Below are 19353 nucleotides of genomic sequence, written 5' to 3' on the forward strand. Positions count from 1 at the left end.
ACGAGGGCACACGACACATGCGCATACCGGACACACAGCACAAGGGAGAGCGATGACCGAGCTCACGGATCTGACCGCGGTAGGGCTCGTCGAGGGCTACCGCACGGGCGCCTTCAGCCCCGTCGACGTGGTGGATGCGGCCTTGCGGCGGTGCGAGGAGATCCAACCGTCGGTCAACGCCTTCGTGCGCATCGACGCCGAGCAGGCACGGGAGCAGGCCCGCGGCGCGGCGGACCGCTGGGCGCGCGGCGAGCCGATGGGCCTGCTCGACGGCGTACCGGTGACGGTGAAGGACATCCTGTTGCAGCGCGGCGCGCCGACCCTGCGGGGTTCGAAGACCGTCCATCCGGAGGGCGTCTGGGACGAGGACGCGCCGTCCGTGGCCCGGCTGCGGGAACACGGCGCGGTCTTCCTGGGCAAGACCACCACGCCCGAGTTCGGCTGGAAGGGCGTCACCGACTCACCGCTGTCCGGAGTCACCCGCAACCCGTACGACACCTCGCGCACGGCGGGCGGCTCCAGCGGCGGCAGCGCGGCCGCGGTGGCGCTCGGCGCCGGCCCGCTGTCGCTGGGCACGGACGGCGGTGGCTCGGTGCGGATCCCCGCCGCCTTCTGCGGCATCTTCGCGTTGAAACCGACGTACGGGCGCGTGCCGCTGTATCCGGCGAGCGCCTTCGGCACGCTGGCGCACGTCGGCCCGATGACCCGGGACGCGGCGGACGCGGCGCTGGCGATGGACGTGATCAGCGGCCCGGATGCGCGTGACTGGTCCGGACTCGGCCCGCTGACGGAGGGCTTCCGCGCCGCTCTGACCCACGGCACGGACGGCACCGAGCTTCGGGAGCCGGGCAGCGGGGTGCGCGGCCTGCGGATCGCCTACGCCCCGACGCTCGGCGGCAAGGCCACCGTGCAGCCCGCGGTGGCGCAGGGCGTGGGGCGGGTGGTGCAGCGACTCACCGAGCTGGGTGCGCACGTCGAGGACGCCGACCCTGGCTTCTCGGACCCGGTGGAGGCGTTCCACGTGCTGTGGTTCAGCGGCGCGGCCCGTGTCACCCAGCCGCTCGGCCCCCGCGAGCGTGACCTGCTCGACCCGGGTCTGGCGGAGATCTGCGCGCAGGGTGCCGGGTACAGCGCCCTGGACTACCTGGCCGCCGTCGACGTCCGCATGGACCTCGGCCGCCGCATGGGCCGCTTCCACGAGACGTACGACCTGCTGCTGACCCCGGCTGTGCCGATCGCAGCCTTCGAGGCGGGTGCGGAGGCGCCGGCGAGCTCGGGTGAGGCGCGGTGGACGAGCTGGACGCCGTTCACGTACCCGTTCAACCTCACCCAGCAGCCCGCGGCCTCGATGCCGTGCGGGGTGGACGACGACGGTCTCCCGGTGGGCGTCCAGCTGGTCGGCGCGCGCCACGCGGACGCGCTGGTGCTCCGGGCGGCCCAGGCCCTCTACGAAACGGGGGCGGTGGGCATCCCGGCGCCCACGTTGGCGTAGCTTCCCCCGTCGGCCGTGCGGCCGAGGGACGCCCCTTCCGAGGCACCCCTCGGCCCACGGCGCAAAAAAAGGGGGCGCGGGGAACTGCGCGAGCAACCCACCACCGCCCGGTGGTCCGGACACGACAGAACCGCCCCTCCGGTCCGGTGGCGACCCGAAGGGTCGCACCGGGCACCGGGCACCGGGCACCCGGACCACGGGCACCCCGGCCGGCCGGGGTCACCCTGACCCACGGGCCACCGTGGGTCAGGCCCGCTTGAAGGTCAGCGACTCCCCCAGCGCACCGGCCCGCCACAGGTCCTGACTCGCCTCGGCCATCCGGTCGAGGCCGTCGACCACCTGCCCCCAGACGATGCCGGGGATCCAGCCGAGGTCACCGTTGATGAGCAGGTTGTTGCGCTCGTAGAAGAACGCGAGGTCGATCATGGTCGCCCCGGCCTGCACGCCCGCGGCGGTGCTGCCGTAGCCGTAGGCCTGGCTACCGAGCTGCGTCCCGTTGAAGGTGAAATAGACAAGGTCACCCGGAATAGGAGTGACCGTCGGATTCTCCAGCGGCGGCTCCTGCGGGGCGAACGGGGGCAGAAGGGTGTAGATCTCGTTACGGGCGTACTTGGCGTGGTAGACGTCACCACCCAACGGGAGGGCGTCCCAGACCGCTGCGCAGGTCAGGGGGGCCCGGTCGTCGAGCAGCTTCGCCGTGCAGGTCACCCCACGCTTGGGCAGGGAGACCTCAATGAATCGTTCGCTCATGAACCCATCCTGCACACCGGGTCAAGACCGCACCCGATCGTTGACCGAAAGTCGGTGGGCATACCTTGCATCGGATGGGGTAGCCGCGCGCCCATGGCTCCGACTTCGGAAAGACAAAAACAACGCGAACCGAACGGCATACGCCGCCGGACGCTTCTCGCCGGTGTCGCCGCGCTCGGTACCGCGGCTGCCGTGGGCGGAGCGGCCGGCTGCTCCCGGGTGGCCGAGGGCGACACGCTCGAGCGGCTCAGGTCGCAGGGCGTGGTACGGCTGGGCATCGCAGGTGAGATCCCGTTCGGCTACATCGACAAGAACGGCGAGTTCACCGGTGAGGCGCCGGAACTGGCCAAGGTGATCTTCAAGCGCCTCGGGATCCCACGGGTGCAGCCGGTCGCCACGGAGTTCGGCTCGCTGATCCCCGGCCTGAACTCGCAGCAGTTCGATGCGGTGTCTGCCGGTATGTACGTCAACAAGGACCGCTGCCAGCAGGTCATCTTCGCCGAACCCGAGTACCAGATGCTGGACGCGTTCATCGTCCGCAAAGGGAACCCGCTGGGCCTGCACAGCTACGCTGACGTGGTCAAGAAGAAGGCCAAGTTCGCCACCGGCACCGGGTACGCCGAGATCGACTACGCGGTGGGCGCCGGGATGAAGCAGAGCGACATCGTCATCCTCCAGGACCAGGTGGCCGGCCTGAACGCGGTCGAGTCCGGCCGGGTCGACATCTTCGCCGGCACCGCGCTCACCACCCGCACGGTCGTGGCGCACAGCAAGAAGGCGGAGGTCACGGAGCCCTTCGCGCCACTCGTGGACGGCAAGAAGCACGTCGATGGCGGGGCCTTCGCGTTCCGTCCCGTCGACACCTCGCTGCGGGACGCCTTCAACGTCGAGATCGCCAAGCTGAAGAAGAGCGGTGAGCTGCTGCGCATTCTGCGCCCCTTCGGTTTCACCACGAAGGAAATGACGCACCTCACCACGAAGGAGCTCTGTGCCCAATGACCACAGGACTGTGGCAGCACTGGGTCCTTCCCGGTATCTGGATCACGATCCAGCTGACGATCTACAGCGCGGCACTCGCCGTCGTCGTCGCCTTCGGCGTGGGCATGGCACGCACCCACAAGTTGTGGATCGTCCGCTTCCTCGCCGGCTTCTACACCGAGATATTCCGCGGCACCTCGGCGCTGGTGCTGATGTTCTGGATGTTCTTCGTCGTGCCCCTGCTGTTCGGCTGGAGCTTCGTACCGATGTGGGCGGCGGTTCTCGCCCTCGGCCTGTCCTACGGGGCGTACGGCGCCGAGGTCGTGCGCGGTGCGCTCAATTCGGTCGCCCCGGCGCAGCGTGAGGCGGGCATCGCGCTCAGCTTCACGCCCTGGCAGCGGATGCGGCTGATCCTGCTGCCGCAGGCCATCCCGGAGATGATCCCGCCCTTCAGCAACCTCCTGATCGAGCTGCTCAAGGGCACCGCGCTGGTTTCGCTGCTGGGCATCGCCGACACCTCGTTCGCCGCGTACCTGGTGCGCCTCGCGACCCAGGAGAGCGCCAAGATCTACACGATCAGCCTGGTCATCTACTTCGTCCTCGCGTTCGTCCTGTCCCGCGGCATGCGGGCCCTGGAACGCAAGACGAAGGCGAACATCGGCCGCCCCATGGAGCCGGGGTTCTTCAAGAGCCTCTCCCTGCGCCACTCGGCGTCCGGCTCGCAGGGCAGCAGTAAGGACCTGACGCGGACCGGAGGTGTCGCATGAACTGGGAATGGTCTGCCGTCAGTGACTTCATGCCGAAGTTCTGGGACGGCGTGGGCACCACGCTGGAAGCCGTCGTCCTCGGCTCCCTGATCTCGTTCGCCCTGGGCCTCGTCTGGGCCTTCGCGATGCGTCTGCCCACCCGGTTCGTACGCTGGCCGGTGGGGTTCATCACGGAGTTCATCCGCAACACGCCCCTGCTGGTGCAGCTCTTCTTCCTCTTCTTCGTGCTGCCGGAGTGGGGCATCTCGTTCGACGCGCTGACCACCGGGATCGTGGGGATCGGGCTGCACTACTCGACGTACACGATGCAGGTCTACCGCGCCGGCATCGAGGCCGTGCCGCCCGGCCAGTGGGAGGCGGCCACCGCGCTCAGCCTGCCGCTGCGGCGCACCTGGACCGCGGTGATCCTGCCGCAGGCGATCCGTCGCGTGGTGCCGGCACTCGGCAACTACGTGATCTCGATGCTCAAGGACACCCCGATGTTCATCGGCATCGGCGTGCTGGAAATGCTCGGCGAGGCCCGTCTGGAGAGCGCCGACACCTTCCGCTTCGTCGAGCCGGTGACCGTCGTCGGAGTCGCCTTCATCGTCATCGCCTACCCGGCATCCCTTCTCGTACGAGCCCTGGAGCGTCGCCTTGTCCGCTGAAACCCCCGCCACCACGCCAAGTCAGGAAACCAACCCCCCGGTCGACGGCAGCGAGCTGATCCGCTTCGACAAGGTCACCAAGCGCTTCGGCAGCAACATCGTCCTCGACGAGCTGGACTTCTCGGTCGCCTCCGGAAAGCACGTCACCCTGGTCGGCCCGTCCGGCTCCGGGAAGACGACGATCCTGAGACTGCTGATGACCCTGACCAAACCCGATTCGGGCACCATCAAGGTCAACGGTGACTACCTCACTCACGAGCAGCGCGGCGGCAAGCTGGTCCCCGCGGGCGACAAGCACGTCCGCGAGGTACGCAAGCACATAGGGATGGTCTTCCAGCAGTTCAACCTGTTCCCCAACATGAGGGTGCTGCGGAACGTCACCGAGGCCCCCGTCACCGTCCTCGGCATGTCCAAGGACGAGGCCGAGGAGCGCGCCCGCGGCCTGCTCGACCTGGTCGGCCTCGGCGACCGCTGCGACGCCTACCCGACCCAGCTCTCCGGCGGCCAGCAGCAGCGCGTGGCGATAGCCCGCGCCCTCGCCATGCGCCCCCAGGTGCTGCTCCTCGACGAGGTCACCTCCGCCCTCGACCCGGAACTGGTCGCCGGTGTCCTCGACGTGCTGCGTGACATAGCCCACACCACCGACATCACGATGCTCTGCGTCACCCACGAGATGAACTTCGCGCGCGACATCTCCGACCAGGTCCTGATGTTCGACGCGGGCCGCGTCATCGAGTCCGGCACCCCCGAGAAGATCTTCACCGACCCGGAACACGAACGCACCCGGGAGTTCCTCAGCGCGGTGCTGTGAGCGGTGGGGTGGGGGGAGAACGAGTAGGGGGGAGGGCGAGTAGGCGGGCGCCGAGCGAGGGGAGAGCGGGTAGGCGGGCGCCGAGCGAGGGGAGAGCGAGTGTGGGAGGAGGACTGGCCGGGGGGGCGGTGGTCTGCGCGAGCGCGGTCAGCACGACGCCGTTCCCTGGTCGCCCCTTGAACCCTCCACCTGGGCCTCTCCCGCCTGGGACCCTCCGCCTGGGCCTCTCCCGCCTGGGACCCTCCGCCTGGGCCTCTCCCGCCTGGGACCCTCCCGCCTGGGCCTGCCGGGGCCTGCCTGGGCCCCGCCCGTCGCCGGCCCACCCTCACCCGGCGCCTCCTCACCACCAGGTCACCCTCTCCCCGACGGTCCTGGGCTCCCGCCCGGTCCTGGGCTCGTGCCCGGTCGTGGTCGGAAGCACCCCTGTCGTGGTCAGAAGCACCCCTGCGGACCAGGTAGTATTTCCTTGTCAGCAGGCGCCGCTAGCTCAGTTGGTTAGAGCAGCTGACTCTTAATCAGCGGGTCCGGGGTTCGAGTCCCTGGCGGCGCACCACACCGAAACACAGGCTGACCAGGCCGTTCACCCTTCATGGGTGGACGGCCTTTGGCGTTCTCGGGACTGGTGTGGGGCGGGGGTGGGACCCTCGTGGGGCCGACCGAGGTGCAGCTGGGGTGTGCTATGCCTGGCGTGACCTGCGTCTTTGTCGACCGTGTGGGGGCTCGTGCTGGCTGTCTTCCGGCCGCTGCGGATATTCCCGGTGCCGTGGGCGAGCGGTACCGGGCACGAGGCAGCCGGCTTGGCGGATCAGCTCGGCGGTGTCCGCGGCGGTGCGGTGAGCGAGGTCGGGCAGGACGGACGTGTAGGTGTCTGCGGTGAGCACGATGCTGCTGTGTCCGAGCACGTCCTGGACGACCTTAAGGTCCGCGCCGGCCGCGAGCATCAGGCTGGCTGCGCCGTGACGTAGGTCGTGGAGCCGCACTGGAGGCAGGCCAGTGAGGGTGTTCAGCTCGCGCAGATGCTTGGTGAGTACCTCCGGGTTCAAGGGCTTGCCGGTGGGTGTGGTGAAGACGTAGCCACTGTTCGCCCAGGCTGTCCCTGCTGCTTTCTCTTCGGTTTTCTGCCGGCGTTGGTGGGCTCGGAGAGCCGTGATGGTGTCGGGGTCCAGGGCGATGGTGCGACGGCTGGCGCGGCTCTTGGGTGGACAGGGCACGAGCTGCCCGCCCTGGTATTGCAGCTGGCGAGCGACGGACAGCGTTCCGCGGTGCAGGTCGAGGTCGCTCCAGCGCAGCCCGACCGCCTCACCACGCCGCAGACCACGCACCGCGATGACACGGAACGCCGCGTACAGACGGTGATCACTGATGGCGGCGAGGAAGGCAGCGGTCTGCTCGACCGTCCACACCGCAACGCTCGGACGGATCCCAGTGCGTCGCCACTCCTCAATACGCTCAGCAGTCCACACCACCGGATGAGGACGCATCGTGGTCGACAGTTCGATATGCCGCGCGGGATTGTCGACGAGGACACCGGCACGCACCGCCGCGTTCAACGCGGTCCGCAACGCTGCACGCACCCGGTGCGCCGTCATCACAGACACACTCCCAGCCAGCCGGTCAAACAGCTCCTGCAGACACGGCAAGTCAAGTTCGGCCAGCAGGACATTGCCCACCAGCGGAATCAGGTGATTCTCCAGGTGCGAGCGATAGTTCCGGCGGGTCGAAGCACGCAACCTGTTACGCGAAGCATGCCAAGAGGTGAGCCACTCGCCCACCGTGAGCAGCCCTAGCTGAGACGCCGAAGTCCTATACAACCGAGTCAGAGCAGTACGAGCCTCGGCACGGGTCGCGTATCCCCCACGTCGCAACCTCCGCCCGCCACAACCCGGACTACGCACACCAAACGAGAAATACCAACTGCCATGACCACGCCGCGAAAGCTGCCGGCAACGTCCAGCCAACTGCCTCCCCGTAGCCCGATCAACGCAACCGCACCGCTTGTACACACTGCCCCGGCCCCGCACCACGACCCCTTCCACTCCAGGAGGAACACCACCCGGAGCAACGATCGGATAGGGCCGGAGCTACGACGCTGCGCAGGTCGTGCGACAGGTCGGAGAACTGGGTCCACCGGGTGACAGCCGCCCTTCCCTACCGGCGTCCATGTCACGGCCAAGGGTGGCGGTCTCGATAACGACCAAACCATTATCTCGTCGCCCAGACCCATCGGGCGAGAAAGACCATGGCCGTCGCCCGCCCCCCACATCCACGAACTCCTCGCCAAGCGCGAAACGACCACCGATGACCTGGTCTGCTGGGGTGGCACCGCCAACGCCGACATGTGCTTCCTCATCCCGCACACCGACCCCCGCAAATCAGCCGCCCTCACCGTCATCGGACTCGGCAACGCATACGACCTCTAGCTAGACCTTGAGAAACCTTCACCCGAAGTGCTACTCAATTCATACGGCGGTGTTCACTGGATTGGCGAACTAACGTTCCATGGCACTCTTCGGACGCCTCCAGAATGTCGGCCGCCACCAGTAGAGAACGCTTCGATCTTCAGGCCACGGTTCCTCTTGTACAGATACTTCCTCAAAGTGATCAACAGTCAGGTCAATTGGCCGGAATCCCTCGTCCACTAGCTCTTCAACCGCTGGCTCGCGAACTTTACGGCTAAAGCGCTCTTCGCTTGCCTGGATTGTCTGGTACGTCCGCTGAGCATCGAGGAGGCAGCACTTATTCGCTCCGTAGGCGAGGAGAGGCCATCGAAGTTGCACCACATCGTCTTCCCAGAAGCAGACCTGGCAGACGAGAGAAGATCCGGTCCGGCCGTTGTGAACGAGATGGCCACAGCAGGGGCATGGCGAGCGATCAGAAATCATGGGATCAAGGCTCCAGGCTGATTGCTGAAGTGCGCCATTGGGTTCTCCGGTCTGTAGTAAGTAACAATTCTCCCCTCATTTGCAATTCCAAATTCTCCAGTTCCTGGATCCAGAAAATACCTCGTCCTCCATCCCGCTTTGTCAGCACGCCCAGCCTACGACCATCACATACACACATCAGGTCATCTGCCGCATAGCTATATTCAGCCTAACTATCGAATCCCATTTCTTCGCGCTTCTCGAAATGGGCATCAAGGTTTCCCTTGCTCGTCCACTTTTCGACGCCGCAGCCGACATTGTGGACGAGTACTGGCGTATCGCCCGCCAACACATAGTAGGTGTGGAGGTCCGCGACAGTCAGGTTGTACATGTCAGCCGCGCCGGCCTTGTCTTTTCGCGAGGTCATCCATGCGTGGCTGTCGTCGGCCGTGTTGAGCGCATGACCGTGGGGCAGCTTTCCGGCGGGGGTCCACGTGGGTGGAGTCGTCCCAGAAGGGGTGTCGGAAGGTGGTGTGGAGGGTTGCGGTGCGGCCGTGGGAATCACGAATGGTCAAGTCAACGAGGTCGTTGTCACGGTTGATGTGGACGGCGGTAACCATGCGGGGACCCTTGTGTTTGCCAGTTGTGGGGTCGCCTGTTTCGACCTGGTCACCCGGTTTGTGTCACCGATGGGTTTGGTCGTGCCGTCCTTCATCGGGATCTGGGTCTCGGGGCTGAAGCTGCAGGCCTCTGCCGCTTTCCGGCTGGCTCGTCGGTAGAAGCTGCCCAGTTCATCGCGTAGTGCGGCCAGACCGCTGCCCACGGTCAGCGAGCCGCCCGCAGCTACGTCGACCTCTCCGGCCACAAGGTTGACGGCACCGCTGATGCACACTTCGGCTGCCACCGTGCACACACCGATGGCAGCGATGGCAACGCCAACCCCGGGTCGGTCTTTGTGGGTCGAGCCAACCTATGGAGTCCGCAGCTCGGCAGAATGTTTGGTTGTTGTCCGAGTTAAGGGCTGTCCCGTAATTCCCAGCGGCCTCCCGGCGCCAGATGCGGCCACTTCCCGCGTTGTCGGGATCGACCACGTACCTCCCCGCTGCCTGAACGGCGTGAGGTGCCCCCACCCATGCCCTCAAGGCAGTGGGGGAGCCGCTCGCCGTTCCACTGGGGATGACGGGACAGCCCTTAGACGACTGGCACTGGCTCACTGCCCAGGTGTGCAGCGCCTCCCGATAGGTTGTGTCGCCCACCATGATCCCCCGGTAGAACAGTTCCTTGGGAGTAGCAAGAGTCTTACCGCCGAGCTGCGGCTTGCCCGCTTTAGTGCCGTCATTAACTTTCGATGTGGGCGGGGAGGAGTGGTGTTTCTTGCTGTGGCCGCCGGATCCTCCGCACAGGCCAGCGACGAGACCGCACTGGACGCTTTTGCCACTGGGGTCGGAATCGGTGACGGGGTTGTTGTTGGCGTAGGCGTAGCCGTTCCGCGGGTGGCGCCGAAGGGCAGGGTGCGGCGTTGGGTCATGCTCTGGCCGTCGGTGGAGATGGCGAGTTGGCCGGTGCCTTGGTGGTCGGTGACGGTGAGGGTGATGCTGCCGTCGTCCTGCTGGACGGCCTATCTCCGCAGGAGGACAAAGCTGTACACGACCACCCCACCAAGCAGCCCCCAGCAGGCCGTCGCACCTACCACCCGGCGCGCTCGCATGACAGATCGACGGTCCGTACCTGCCCTGCGCAGCCTGCAGAGAGGTCGCGGTTCCGACCAGTAGTAAGCAGGGAAGCCGAAGCCGACGATCAAGGAGAGACCGAGCCAGTAGCCCGCACTCTCGGCACGGAGGTCCGATCTGCAGATCATTCCTACAAGCGCCACAGCACAAAAAAATGCAACCGGCCAGGCGAAATATGGCATAATTCTCCAATGCATGACGGGAAGCAAGAAGTCGGCAAACCCTAAGGCATCGAAACGACTCCCACTCTCAAATACCACAGAACCTTCTGACCCCCCAATTCTCCTTTTCACGTCGGCCTCGAATCGCTCTTCCGCTGGCGTTGACGAGAGCATCTCGTACTGGTAAGTGGATTCGTAGTCCTGAAGATATCCGGTGGACCAGAATATATGTACACCGGTCGCACTACTGGTGCCATCGATACGCACTTCAGACACTTCACCGCCACGTGCAGCCTGAACGAAATCTGAGACTCCCACTTTCATGGGCACTTCGAACGAACACAAGCCGACGAACCCTAGTGCCAGCACAACCAGCGCCATCGCTCGAAATGCAAGGCCCAAAGGCGCAGCGAAGCGCCACCGAGAGAGTTCCGCACAGGTACCACTTATTCCACGTACCACTGAAGTCACTTGCCTACAGTCATAGTCCAGTAATAGATTTGACGGAGAGGGTGCGGCTGCCGATTATTCCATCCGGCCAGGTCAGGCGGCATGTCGGTATTCGTGGATTACTCCGCCAAGCCGGTCTCGGCGGCGTATGTCCAGACGGGAGATTCGCTCCAGATCGGTGATCGGTTCGGGGACCACACGCAGGGGCGCGCCTGGTCCATCGTTTGATGGGGCCGGTGGGCATTGTGGTGCAACTCGAACTGGCGTAGAGCATGACGCAGATGCCGCTCATTCCAGATGAGGGTGCGGTCCAGGAGTTCGTGGCGGCAGGTCTGGACCCAGCGCTCCATGATGGCGTTCATGCGCGGTATCCGCACGCCGGTGATCACGGTGTGGATCCCGGCGGTTTGCAGGATCTCGTCGAAGAGGGCAGGGAACTTCGCATCCCGATCCCGGATCAGGTACGTGACAGCCGTTACGCCGTCCTTGAGATCCATGACGAGGTTGCGTGCGGCCTGGCTCACCCATGGGGCTGTGGGGTGCGCCGTGGTGCCGAGGATCCGGATGCGACGGGTGGCGTGCTCGATGACCGCGAGAATGTACTGGCGCCGGCCAGTCAGGGTGACAGTCTCCATGAAATCGCAGGCCAGGACAGCGTCAGCCTGGGAGCGCAGGAAGTTCGCCCAGGTCGTGGCGGCTCGATCGGGTGCGGGGTCGATGCCCTCTTGTTTCAGGATCTCCCAGACGGTGGAGGCAGCGACCTTGATGCCGAGGGTGGCGAGCTCGCCGTGCACGCGACGGTAGCCCCAGGACGGGTTCTCCCGCACCAGGCGCAGGATCAGAATGCGAATCGAGCGAACGGTGGGCGGGCGACCTGGTCCCTTCGGTCGGCAGGTACGGGCATGGCGACGCTTGAGCAGATCCCGGTGCCACCGCAACACGGTGTCAGGCTGAACCAGCAAACGCATCCGACGCAGAACCTGACGTGGCAGCGGCACCAGCAGAGCGGCCAGGAAGGCCCGGTCTTCCGACGCGAACCTCACCCGGTCGGCACCGAGCTGCCGCTCAAGGACCATGATCTGATGGCGCAGGGCGAGAATCTCCGCGTCCTTGTCGCGATCGCTCATCGATAGCAGCCGCAGCGCGGCGAACGCGTTGGTAACGGTCAGGTAGGCAAGACGAAGCAACACGAGCCTTCATCCTGCCGCACCACCGAACAAGCCCCTGAGCTGCATGGATGGAAATATCGGCAGGCGCAGGGGCCGCTACCGCTATCAATCGCTACGAAGAACCCACCGAAATGCGCATAACCCGGTCACTTCTATTGCTATCCCAGTTCGCAGCGAGTCCCCGTCAAGCGATATCGATTTCCCTTGCATGGCCACTCAGCCAGGATTTTCTGGCGGGACCGACCGGCAGAGATCAGCAAGCGCATCCGTAAATGACCGACACTCCGCCCTTGGCCAGCCTACGTACTCTTTGAACGCTTCGTCGGATGGAACCAAAGCATCAACCCACCCCAAAACCGAGATTAGCATGACGATCTCACGACGGTTCAGCCTCAGAGCGAATTCGCCGTCAACATGTTCACTTTCCATTACAAATCCTTACCCCTTCCCGACACCTATCACATAAAGCCGCCCGCCTAGCGCGCCCTCTTATTGCGGAATCTGACACCGGAGTACGATATTCGACCCAATCCAGGGGCCGATCAATCGATCAGGGTTCGACATATTTTGTACCGACCGCATTTTTCCACTGCTGCTCTGTGAAATTGTAGGCGTGTATGTCTTGCGGGGTTCGAATCACTAGAATCTTATTTGACGAGTCGTAGTAGACGGGATTGCCAGTCGAAGAGTCGACATGGGTGAAGTTGCGAGGCTGTGCAAGATACTGGGCTGTAGCCACCGAGTCGGTGCCGATCCCATTCAGGGCATGCCCAGTAGCACCTTCGTTATATCGAGCGATGTTGTACTCCACCCCCTGAGTCACTTCCGGCCCGTAGGTGTCGTAGACGTGATCCAACACATCATCGGATGCTGTCCAACAACCTGAATTGTGCACCAGGACTGGCGTCTCGCCCGCCAACACATAGTACGTGTGAAGGTCGTCGACGGTCAGGTTGTAGGTGGTGGCATGCGACGTGTACGCATGGTTGCCGGTGACGATGGCCGTCTCGCCGTGCGGCGTGCGCAGGGTCATGCCGGGTTTGAGGGTGCCGGCGGTGACCCAGCGTCGTTCGGAGGGGGACCAGAAGGGGTGTTCGTGGGTGGCCGTCAGCTTTTCGACGCCGGCTTGGGTGGCTATGGAGAGCCGATTGAAGTATTTGTCACCGTTGGTGACGATGAGCTGGGTCACCTTGCGTGGGACCGTCTTCCCAGTTTCGGGATCAGTGGCCAGCACCTTGTCACCGGTCTTGATGTCCTCTATATCTTTGGTGCTGCCGTCTGCCATGAGGACGTCGGTACCGGCCAGGAAGCACTTGCAACCATAACTTCCCCCACCAAGCCCCCCAAGGATAAGCCAGTAAGCCTCGTCCAGCGTTTCCCCAATTACTTCGGTCATAGCGGCAGATTGTGCGCACTTTGCGGCGTGGTCAAGACAATATGTGGCGGCAATCTTCTTGGCGTGCGCCACATTTCCGGTCTTAAGCAGGTAGTTGTAGGCGGCTATGCATCCGTCTCTGCCATAGCAGGCCATTGACAGGCGGTGGCCATCGCCGACCTGTGTATCCCAGTAGTCCTTCCCCTGCACGGTTCCGGATGCATACCCATACCACCACCGCTTCAGAGCATCCTTGTCGTTCGTCTGCGGCCCAAGTTCGAGAAGGTGATCCGCCACGGACGTGGACCGGCCACCGCCTGCACCGCTCCCCTTCGACGTGGGCGGCGAGGGTTTGCCGTGGCCGCTGGACCCGCCGCAGAGGCCGCCGTCGCTCCCGCACATGACGCTTTTGCCGCTGGGGTCGGCGTCGGTGACGGGGTTGTTGCCGGCGTAGGCGTATCCGTTCATCTGTTGCGGGTCGGTCGGGTCGATGAGCGGGTCGACGGAGATGAAGCGGCCGGTGGCAGGGTCGTATTCGCGGGCGCCGAGGTGGGTCAGGCCGGTGGTGGCGGTGTCGTCGGTGCCGCCGACGAAGCTTTTGGTGCCGGGCCAGGCCGAGGGCTGGGTGGCGCGGGTGGCACCGAAGGGCAGGGTGCGGCGTTGGGTCATGCTCTGGGCGTCGGTGGAGATGGCGAGTTGGCCGGTGCCCTGGTGGTCGGCGACGGTGAGGGTGATGCTGCCGTCGTCCTGTTGGACGGCCTGGTGGCCGCCGCCGAGTGGGATGTAGCGGGTGGTCTTGGGTGTGCTGCCTGCGTCGTTGGCGAGGGTGATCTCGCCGCTGCTCAGGTACAGGGTCGTGCTGGTGGGGGTGCGGGCGATGAGGCGGTTGCCGTCCGCGTCGTACAGGTAGTCGGTCTCCTTGTTCCCGCTGCCGTCCGTGGCGGGTTCGGTGACCTTGGCCAGGTGGCCTTCGGCGTCCCAGGTCAGCTTCTGGTCGTCGCCGGCGACGGTGCGGGTTTTGGTGTTGCCGATCTCGTCGTAGGTGTAGGTGTCTTCGGAGGTCTGGGTGGGTGTGGTGGTGGTGACGGAGGTCAGGGTGTGTGGCTGGGGGCTGCCCGGCTGGGGGTAGGTGTAGGTGCGTTCGGTGTCACCGCCCGCCGCGCCCGCCGGGTCGTGGTCGGTTTCGCTGAGGCGGTTGCCTGTGAGGTCGTAGCCGTAGCTCTGCCAGTACGGGGCGGGGCCGCCGATGTCGGAGCCGGTGGGTGTAGTGGCGCAGGTGGTGTCCGCCTCGGTCCAGGCTTCGGTGAGCCGGGCCAGGTAGTCGTAGGTGTAGCACTGGTTGTCGGTGCCGGTGGCGGAGACGTCGGCGGCGGAGCGGATGTTGCCGGCCTCGTCGTAGGTGTAGGTCGTGTCCTTGTCGACGCCGGGGACGTTCAGCCGGTCCACGCGCACGTTGTGCAGGCGTTGGGTGCCGTACTCGTAGGTGTTGGTGATGTCGGTCGTCGGCGTGTCTGACGATGCACCGAAGGCGTACTGCTGGGGCTTGCCCGTGGGGGTGTAGCTGATGGAAGTGGAGAAGCCGTCACCGGTCACGGCCTTGGGCCACAGCGTGTCGTCGTCGCGGGTATAGGTGTACTGGCCTCCGGGCAGCCCACCGGCCTCGGAGTAACTGACGCCATCCACGACACCGTCGAATCGATACGCGATGCCTGCCTGGTAGGTGCCCGCAAGGTCCCCTTCGGCCTCGGGGATGACCACGGCGGTGCGCACGGCTCGGTAGAGGCGGTCGTAGGAGGTGACCTTGTAGGTGTAGGCGTTTCCGTTGTCGTAGCGGGTGGACTCGGCGAGCTGGCCTTTGGCACCGCTGACGGTGTCATAGGTCCACTTGGCCCTCAGCGGACCGGTCGCGGAGTCCTGGTGCAGTTCGGTTTGCCGGCCCAGGCCGTCGTAGACGTGGACCAGGGTGGTGTCGCGGGCGTCCTTGGTCGAGATCAGCTGGCCACGGTCGTCGTACGTGCTGGTGGTGATGCCCTCGTCTGGGTCATCCGCGATGGTCTGGCGGCCCAGCTGGTCGTAGGTGTAGGTCCAGGTGTTGCCCGCGGGGTCGGTGACCGTGTGCTGCTTGCCCTGGTTGGTGTAGGTGTAGCGCGTGGTGTCGTAGGCAGCGTCAGGATCGCGTTGGTGCAGCTGGCGCAGCTCGGTGGTCTGGTTGCGGGCGTCGACGAGAGTCGTGGTGGCGGTGCCGCCATCGGGCGGTATCACCGTGGTGCGGTCGCCGCCGTAGATGGTCTTGGTGGTGGCCAGGACGGGACCACCGTCGCCGCTACCCGCCACCTGCTTGCTGAGGATCTCGCGGCCGAGACCGTCATAGCTGTGCCAGGTCTGCGTCTCGAGGTTCACGGCCTTCTGGGGCGGAAACACCTCTCCCGGGGTGGCATCGGTCCTGTAGTAGGAGGCCCATTCCTTCGCCGTCAGGCCGCGTTCGTCGTAGAACGTGTCCGTCAGCTCAAGACCACCGTCGGGTCCCGGTGACTGGGTCTCGCGTGGTCGCAAGAAGCCGTCGTAAATCGTGTACGACGCCGCTTGGCCTCCCCCCGCCAGGGTCCGCGTTACGACCGCGACCGGTTTGTTCTCCGCGACCTGGTAGTTGTACTGGTACGTGGGCAGCTGGGTGCTCCAGCCAGTGTGGTTGGCCAGCCAGATCTCATGGGTGCGGCCCAGCGCGTCGTAAGTGGTCTTGGTCTTGTTGCCGTTGGTGTCGGTGACCACGGTGGGTTGCCCGCGCAGCGGGTCGAGCGTGGTGGTCGTGGTCTGGACGGTGTTGGTGTCGCCCGGGTCCGCGGGCGGTGTTTTCTCGGTAACGGTGGTGGCGAAGCCGCTGTCCGGGGCGTAGGCCTCCGTGGTGGTCCGGCCATCGCTGCGCGGGGTCCGTACCGGGCTGCCGCTGCCGGTGACCGTCACGGTCGCGGTGAGATCGGTCGTGGCCAGGGTGCGACCGTAGGTGTCATCGAAGGTGGTGCCCGACTCCAGGTAGGTCGCCGTAGTGCCGTCGTTCTTCTTCAGAGTCGCCGTCGCCCAGGCCTCGCCCTTGGTGGGCGCGGCGTCGTAATCCAGGCTGTCGTAGGCGGTGCGCACGTCGGAGACGACGTCCTTGGTCCGGTCGGGCGTGGCGTCACAGGCCACGGCCACCGTCTCCACCCGCGACGGCAAGGTGAGGATGTTGACGTCGGCTTTGGTGTCAATCGTGTTGACGGCGTAGGTGGTGCGGGTGCAGCGGTTGTCGTCGGCGGTCGTGGTGTCCCCGCGGTCGTCGACCTGCGTGGGCCGACCAGCCACGGTGTCGTAGCTGGTGGACGTCACCGTGGTGCGCCACTTCGCACCCGCGCCGTCATCAAGGGACGTCCAGGTCCGCGTCTCCGCCGTACCGGTGAAGTTCGCAGTGACAGTGCCCCAATCCCGCGTCTTGCTCGCGGTCTGGTGGTGCCATGGCCGGTTCACCGTCTTGGCCAGCACCTTCCCGCCAGGCCCCGAGTAACTGACCGTCTTGTAGGTGAAACCGGCGGACGACTCGTCATCAGTGATCGCATCACCCTCGCCCGACCCCAGGGTGACGCTGACCGATTTCGTGCCACCGGATGCCGACGTCGTCTTGCGGTCGCCGTCCATGCCGCGCAGGAAGTAGGAGTCCTGCTGCGAGAGCATGGCCGTATCCTCGCCCTGCCCACCGGTCTTGACCCGAACGTGCCCGTAGCCACGCCACTGCGACCAGGTCTTGAACTTCTCCTTGGTCAGCCCATCGTCGTCATCGAAGTGCCAGGCCGCCTCGTGGTCCGGGTACTCATACGAGGTGACCTCGTCCGGAGCGCCGCCGGTGCGGTCGGTGGCGGTCACGGACTTGACCACGTACTTGTTGAACCACTGCCGCTCGGGATCGTCCGTCGAGTCGCCGCCGATGAACTGCGGGAAGCACCGCGTGGTGTTGGTCTCCGGCGTCGGCAGCTTGTCCCAGTCGCACTCCGCGTCGTAGTAGTTGACGTCGATCTGGCCACCGTACTCGTCCGCGACCGTGGACAGACGGTCCTTGATGAACGGGGCGTAACCGTCTTCGGTCTTGTCCAGCCGGTTCGCCAGCTGCTTGTACCCGAAGGTGGTCTTCGGCAGCGTGACGGTCGGGGTGGCGGACTTACCCGTGTGCTGGATGGAGTCGAGCAGGAACTGGTAGTCAGTGTCGGCCATGTCCCAGCGGTGGTTCATCTCCCACGAGTCGACATCGCTGTAGGCACCAGGACCGGTACGTACCTGCGTGGTGACCGACGTCAGACGCTTACGCGTCCAGAACGAAGGCGACAACCTGCCGTTATCGCAGTCCTTGCCCTCGTCGCAGTTCAGGTCCCAGGGAGTGTCGTACCACGCCGAGGCGTCACTGGTGATCGAAGAGCAGGACGTGTCGCTCTCGTCCTTGGGCAGGCAACGTTCGGAGCTGTGGAAGTTGACTTTGGCCAACGGCTCACTGCTGTACACGGCATCCGACCGCAGACCGTATTCGATGTGGTCGAGGTAACCACCGCGGGTGTAGCGGGTGTCATCGCTGGCCTTCAGGTTGCGCCCGTATGAGTTCTCCTCCTGGTTGTAGTAGTAGGCGATGGCGTTGCCGTGCGTGTCGACGGCGTAGTCCAGGTTCCAGCGCCACGCCTGCTGACACCAGGAGTCCGCGAACGTGTCTGCATGGCACGGCTCGTCGCTGTCGTCACCGAAGACCGGCACCGTCCACGTGGAGTCCGTCGTCTTCTTGCCGTCGCTCCAGCCGGGCAGACGGTTGTAACCGAAGTAGTAGCGGATGCCCTCCGGTGTGGTCAGGATCCAGTACTCGCCGTCCTTGTCACCATTGCCCCGATCCGTCGAGGCCTTATGAGTGACACGCGTGCCATCGTCCTGGCGCAGCTTCCACTCGTCCTTCCCCGCAGGGACGAGCTCGCCACCCTTGCCGTTGAAGGTGAGATAGGCGTTGTCGTACGCCCAGCACTCATCACCCGGCTTACTGCCGTCCGCGTTCTTGACGTCGTCGTCGGCACAGGACTTGTAGCGACGCTCGATGAAGCCCGGCGACAGGTCGAAGCCGTCCCCGATCCAAGAGGACTGGTTGTTGGTGTTAGAGGTACGGCCGTCGATCGTCCCGGACGAGTAGTCCAAGGCCACCTTGGGCGCGAACTCACCCGGGACCGACGGAGTGGGCATGTCGTACGACCACGTGAAGTCGCCGGTGTTGAGATCTGTGCTCCACGTGGCTGACGGGGACAGCGAGGTGGCCTTGTAGTCAGATTTGCTGCTGTCCTCATCAGCCGTCGCGGCTAGCACGGTGGTCTGACCACCCCGCAGCGGGACACGGCCGGCAGTCAGGGCCTGCCGCTCCGTGTCGTTGGCCGACCCGACCGGGCTGGTGCTCCGGCACCGCTGCTTGTCAGGCGTGGTCAGGGCACAGGACGGAAGCTCGACGAGCCTGAGGCGGGAGCCGTAGTCGCCGCCGAAGGCCTCGGCGAAGGCGGAGTAATCGAGGGAGAGACCGATGGATGTGTCGGCGGCGGCGTCCGCGGTGCCGTCCGGTTGCAGGGTGAACAGCAGGCCGTCGACACCGGCCTTCCGTGCCGCAGCGCGCGAGGCCATGGTCGCCTTGACGGCACTGGCGGAAGCGGAGGTTTTGCCGACGGAGGAAGGGGCTCGCAGGGTGAGTGGCAGCTTGCTCGCCTTGACCTGCCGCGTGGTCTTCTCGCCGGAGGGTTCCGGCAGTGTGACGGTCTCGGAAGCGGGCTTCGGCCAGTGGGCACGGGGTGCCGCTTGGGGCACGCGTGGGCCCTTCATCACCTTGCGGGGCTTGACCTTGAGGGTGTGGCCCGCGACGGGCTTGTCCGCCGCCGTGACGTGCCGCCCGCCCTGGCCGTCGGCCGCCGCCATCGGGGTCGCCGCTGCCTGGAGCAGCGTTCCGACCATGAGAGCCGCGCTCAGTAAGGCGACACGCCGCCGCAGGCCGGTGGCGCGTCTTCCCCTCACCAAGGCCGCTTTACCTGATCTTCCCGATATGCCCGATCTGCCGCTCATCTGCTTCCTGCCCTCAAAGAGTCAAAAGAAGAGTCATCCGAGGCCGGCGCCGTCTCGAAGCCCACCCTG

Annotated in this window: 12 protein-coding genes, 1 tRNA gene and 1 pseudogene; 6 read left to right on the plus strand and 8 right to left on the minus strand. The window is 65.4% G+C overall.

The features are described from left to right. Positions 1 to 52 precede the first annotated feature (52 nt). Positions 53 to 1492 (plus strand): amidase, encoded by a 1440-nt coding sequence (locus NQO67_RS11675; RefSeq protein WP_255949788.1) that lies wholly within the window; start codon positions 53 to 55, stop codon positions 1490 to 1492. A 246-nt stretch (positions 1493 to 1738) separates the two neighbouring features. Here the strand turns inward: NQO67_RS11675 and NQO67_RS11680 are convergent, their stop codons facing one another. Then, a complete protein-coding gene (locus NQO67_RS11680; protein ID WP_255949789.1) occupies positions 1739 to 2242 on the minus strand; it encodes a DUF3830 family protein in 504 nt (167 codons plus the stop codon). Between the two features lie 93 nt (positions 2243 to 2335). Here NQO67_RS11680 and ehuB point away from each other — a divergent pair, with 93 nt between their 5' ends. The 5 genes from ehuB (at position 2336) to NQO67_RS11705 (ending at position 5998) form a co-directional block, all read left to right on the plus strand. After that, positions 2336 to 3241 carry an ectoine/hydroxyectoine ABC transporter substrate-binding protein EhuB gene (gene ehuB / locus NQO67_RS11685; protein ID WP_255949790.1) on the plus strand — a complete coding sequence of 302 codons (906 nt, stop codon included), beginning with the start codon at positions 2336 to 2338 and terminating at the stop codon, positions 3239 to 3241. Next, entirely contained in the window at positions 3238 to 3987 is a 750-nt protein-coding gene (ehuC, locus tag NQO67_RS11690) for an ectoine/hydroxyectoine ABC transporter permease subunit EhuC (protein ID WP_255949791.1), read from the plus strand. Before ehuB ends, ehuC begins: the two co-directional genes overlap by 4 nt. After that, positions 3984 to 4634, plus strand: a complete 651-nt coding sequence (gene ehuD, locus NQO67_RS11695) for an ectoine/hydroxyectoine ABC transporter permease subunit EhuD (RefSeq protein WP_255949792.1) — start codon at positions 3984 to 3986, stop codon at positions 4632 to 4634. The genes ehuC and ehuD overlap by 4 nt, the downstream gene beginning before the upstream one ends. Beyond that, the gene (gene ehuA, locus NQO67_RS11700) at positions 4624 to 5445 is read left to right on the plus strand and encodes an ectoine/hydroxyectoine ABC transporter ATP-binding protein EhuA (protein ID WP_255949793.1); all 822 of its coding nucleotides are present in this window, start codon (positions 4624 to 4626) and stop codon (positions 5443 to 5445) included. The genes ehuD and ehuA overlap by 11 nt, the downstream gene beginning before the upstream one ends. Before the next feature lie 476 nt (positions 5446 to 5921). After that, a tRNA-Lys gene (locus NQO67_RS11705) sits at positions 5922 to 5998 on the plus strand. Positions 5999 to 6122: 124 nt separating this feature from the next. Here the strand turns inward: NQO67_RS11705 and NQO67_RS11710 are convergent. The 7 genes and pseudogenes from NQO67_RS11710 to NQO67_RS11740 form a co-directional block, all read right to left on the minus strand. Next, complete coding sequence (locus NQO67_RS11710) at positions 6123 to 7481, minus strand: tyrosine-type recombinase/integrase (RefSeq protein ID WP_308295647.1); 1359 nt, start codon at positions 7479 to 7481, stop codon at positions 6123 to 6125. 453 nt (positions 7482 to 7934) lie between these two features. Further along, on the minus strand, positions 7935 to 8327 hold the full coding sequence (locus NQO67_RS11715; RefSeq protein WP_255949795.1) for a CPCC family cysteine-rich protein: 393 nt from the start codon (positions 8325 to 8327) through the stop codon (positions 7935 to 7937). A gap of 208 nt (positions 8328 to 8535) precedes the next feature. Further along, positions 8536 to 8733, minus strand: a complete 198-nt coding sequence (locus NQO67_RS11720; RefSeq protein ID WP_255949796.1) for a hypothetical protein — start codon at positions 8731 to 8733, stop codon at positions 8536 to 8538. After that, positions 8699 to 8926 (minus strand): HINT domain-containing protein, encoded by a 228-nt coding sequence (locus NQO67_RS11725; RefSeq protein WP_255949797.1) that lies wholly within the window; start codon positions 8924 to 8926, stop codon positions 8699 to 8701. The genes NQO67_RS11720 and NQO67_RS11725 overlap by 35 nt, the downstream gene beginning before the upstream one ends. Beyond that, positions 8878 to 9210, minus strand: coding sequence for a hypothetical protein (locus NQO67_RS11730; RefSeq protein ID WP_255950046.1), 333 nt, complete (start codon positions 9208 to 9210; stop codon positions 8878 to 8880). The genes NQO67_RS11725 and NQO67_RS11730 overlap by 49 nt, the downstream gene beginning before the upstream one ends. 1530 nt (positions 9211 to 10740) lie before the next feature. Beyond that, a pseudogene (locus NQO67_RS11735) lies at positions 10741 to 11837 on the minus strand (integrase core domain-containing protein). Between the two features lie 529 nt (positions 11838 to 12366). Further along, positions 12367 to 19176 carry a polymorphic toxin-type HINT domain-containing protein gene (locus NQO67_RS11740; RefSeq protein WP_255950026.1) on the minus strand — a complete coding sequence of 2270 codons (6810 nt, stop codon included), beginning with the start codon at positions 19174 to 19176 and terminating at the stop codon, positions 12367 to 12369. Positions 19177 to 19353: the final 177 nt, after the last annotated feature.

Source organism: Streptomyces odontomachi (assembly GCF_024435355.1).
Classification (GTDB): Bacteria; Actinomycetota; Actinomycetes; order Streptomycetales; family Streptomycetaceae; genus Streptomyces; species Streptomyces odontomachi.